Origin of the sequence: Halomonas sp. 113, assembly GCF_904067645.1 — a bacterium.
In the GTDB taxonomy this organism is placed as follows: Bacteria; Pseudomonadota; Gammaproteobacteria; order Pseudomonadales; family Halomonadaceae; genus Vreelandella; species Vreelandella titanicae.
This window is the reverse complement of record NZ_CAJFDU010000010.1, coordinates 1-2,686: the sequence shown is the minus strand read 5'-3', so window position 1 is coordinate 2,686 and position 2,686 is coordinate 1. Positions and strand designations below refer to the sequence as shown.

Sequence of the window (2,686 nt, the reverse complement as noted above, 5' to 3'; positions counted from 1 at the left end):
GTAAGCGTTCATTCTAAGACGTCCTGCCGCCCGGCTGACATTCGCCCTACAGTAACCTCACATTTGCCCACACGAGGTTACCCCCATGAGAAAGCACCGCACCCCGGAACAGTGGCAGGCCCTGGTTGACCAGCATCGTGACAGTGGTCTGTCAGCTTCGCAGTTTTGTAAACAAGAGAACATTGGCTATTCCAGCTTCTGCAACTGGCGAAAGCGCCTGTCCGATCAGCCGACCGATAATTCGACAGACTCTGGAGAAGCCAGCTTTCTCGATTTGTCGTCACTGATGGGCACGTCGCCATCATCCGGCTTAGGCTGGAATATTGTGCTCAGCCTGGGTAACGGCGTCGAGCTACGGCTGAGCCAGAACGGATGATCGGGCTCGATAGCCAGGCGCGCATCTGGCTATGTACCGAACCCACAGACATGCGCAAATCCTTCCGGGGCCTGAGCGCCCTGGTTCGGAATCAGTTGAAGCACGACCCGCTCAGTGGCCAGTATTTCGTCTTCGTCAATCGTCGCAAGACCCAGATGAAGATGCTGTACTTCACCGCCACCGGTTATTGCCTGTGGGCCAAGCGCCTGGAGCAGGGCCAGTTCCGGGTGCCGTTATCCGCCTCCGGGCAGCGAGCCCTGACCCTGACGGATCTGCAACTGCTGATCGATGGCATCGAGGTGCAGAAATATCGCCAGTTCAAGCGTTTTCGAGGGGTATAGAAGGCCGACTTTCGATATAATATCGGCCATGAATTCAACCGCTTCCGCTCCTTCTTCCAATGCACCTTCCTACTCGGCTCTGGCCGAGGAGAATGCCGTGTTGCGGGAGCAGTTGGGAGCCCAGGCAGAAGCGATTCGTCAGCTGACGCATCAACTGGACTGGTTCAAAAAGCAGCTGTTCGGTCCCAAATCCGAGAAGCAGGTGTTCGATCTTCCCGGGCAGGACAGCTTGTTCCAGCCAGAGGAAGCGCCGCTACCGGCGCCGCCTGCTGACGAAGAAGAACGCCCCATCAAGGCCTATCAGCGTGGCACCGGCAAGAAGCAGCGCGACGATGGCTGCCTGAACGACACCGGTCTGCGCTTTACCTCTGATGTGCCGGTGGAAGTCATAGAGTATCTGCCGCCAGAGCTGACAGGGCCGGAGGCCGATCAGTACGAAGTAATCGGCAGTAAGACCACCTACCGGCTGGCCCAGCGGGCCTCCAGTTACGTGGTGCTGAAGGTGGAGCGCCCGGTGTTCCGGCGCAAGGGGAGTGACAAGCCCATCACCACGCCGGCCCCGTTCAACGTGCTGGACAACAGCCTGGCCGATGTCAGTCTGCTGGCCGGGTTGCTGGTGGACAAGTTCCAGTTCCACCTGCCGCTGTACCGTCAGCACCAGCGCATCCAGCAAGCCGGTATCACAATCAGCCGCAGCACCCTGACCAATCTGGTCAAGCGCGTGATCGACCTGCTTCGGCCCATTGTGGATGCCCAGACCGACAACGTGCTGCGCAGTCGGGTGCTGGCCATGGATGAAACGCCGATCAAGGCCGGTCACCAGGGTCGGGCGGGCCCGCAAAAAGGCAAGTTGAAATCCGGCTGGTTCTGGCCGTTATACGGCGATGCCGACGAGGTGGTGTTCACCTACTCGAACAGCCGTGGGCGTGCCCACATCGAAGCCATCCTCAGCGAATCGTTCAACGGCACGCTGATCAGTGACGGCTACGCGGCCTATGCCCGCTACGCTGCTGCCCAAGAGAACGTCACCCACGCCCAGTGCTGGGTGCATAGCCGCCGTTATTTTATCGAGGCGCAGAAGGATCACCCGGAAACCGTCACCGAGGCCCTGCAACGAATCGCAGCGCTGTACCGGAATGAAGAAACCATCAGAACCCACGGGCTGACTGGCGAGAAGAAACGTCAGTACCGGTTGGAACACTCGAAACCGGTCGTTAGCGGCTTCTTCCAGTGGTGCCGGGATCAGTTGGCGTCAGGCGGCCTGGTGCCGAGCGATCCACTGACCAAAGCTCTGAACTACGTGCTCAGCCGGGAAGCCAGCCTGAGCGTATTCCTGGAAAACCCAGACGTGCAGCCAGACACCAACCACCTCGAGCGGGCACTACGCCCCATTCCCATGGGCAAGAAAAACTGGATGTTCTGCTGGACTGAATTGGGGGCGGAACACCTGGGCATCATCCAGAGTCTGATCAGCACCTGCAAGCTGCACAATATTACCCCCTACACTTACCTGGTGGACGTGCTGCAACGCATCAGCCAGCATCCGGCCAGTGACGTCAGCGACCTGACGCCTCGTCTCTGGAAAACCCGGTTCGCCGAGAATCCGCTACGGGCGCTGATCGATCCACGCCATCCTGACCGACAGAACAAACAGCCGGAGGCCACCGTTCATGCGCATTGACGACATGAGCATCGACCAGTTGCTGGAACTGAATCAATACATCTGCCGGCGAATTGATGAACTGCGTGACCGGGAGAACCTCCAGGCGCTGAGCCAGTTGCGGGTGGGCCTGAAAGTGACCTTCGAGAGCCGGGAAGGCCCCGTGCTGGGGATTGTCACCAAGATCAACCGCAAGAGCGTGATCGTGCTGGATGAGGATGGCAGGAAGCAGTACAAGGTCTCGCCGGAGTTATTGAGACCTCTCCGGGACGTGAAGTAGGTCAACTACGTCTTGGAATGAACGCTTAC

At 59.0% G+C, this 2,686-nt stretch carries 4 protein-coding genes; all 4 read left to right on the top strand.

The window, feature by feature from the left end; translation table 11 throughout:
• The first annotated feature begins 85 nt into the window (after positions 1–85).
• The 4 genes from tnpA to YERSI8AC_RS00040 are packed head-to-tail and all read left to right on the top strand — an operon-like array spanning position 86 to position 2,657.
• Entirely contained in the window at positions 86–376 is a 291-nt protein-coding gene (tnpA, locus tag YERSI8AC_RS00055) for an IS66 family insertion sequence element accessory protein TnpA (RefSeq protein WP_022519766.1), read from the top strand.
• Complete coding sequence (gene tnpB / locus YERSI8AC_RS00050; RefSeq protein ID WP_016915087.1) at positions 373–717, top strand: IS66 family insertion sequence element accessory protein TnpB; 345 nt, start codon at positions 373–375, stop codon at positions 715–717. Before tnpA ends, tnpB begins: the two co-directional genes overlap by 4 nt.
• A gap of 28 nt (positions 718–745) precedes the next feature.
• Complete coding sequence (tnpC, locus tag YERSI8AC_RS00045) at positions 746–2,398, top strand: IS66 family transposase (protein ID WP_022519765.1); 1,653 nt, start codon at positions 746–748, stop codon at positions 2,396–2,398.
• Positions 2,388–2,657 carry a hypothetical protein gene (locus YERSI8AC_RS00040; protein ID WP_022519664.1) on the top strand — a complete coding sequence of 90 codons (270 nt, stop codon included), beginning with the start codon at positions 2,388–2,390 and terminating at the stop codon, positions 2,655–2,657. Before tnpC ends, YERSI8AC_RS00040 begins: the two co-directional genes overlap by 11 nt.
• The last annotated feature ends 29 nt before the right edge of the window (positions 2,658–2,686 follow it).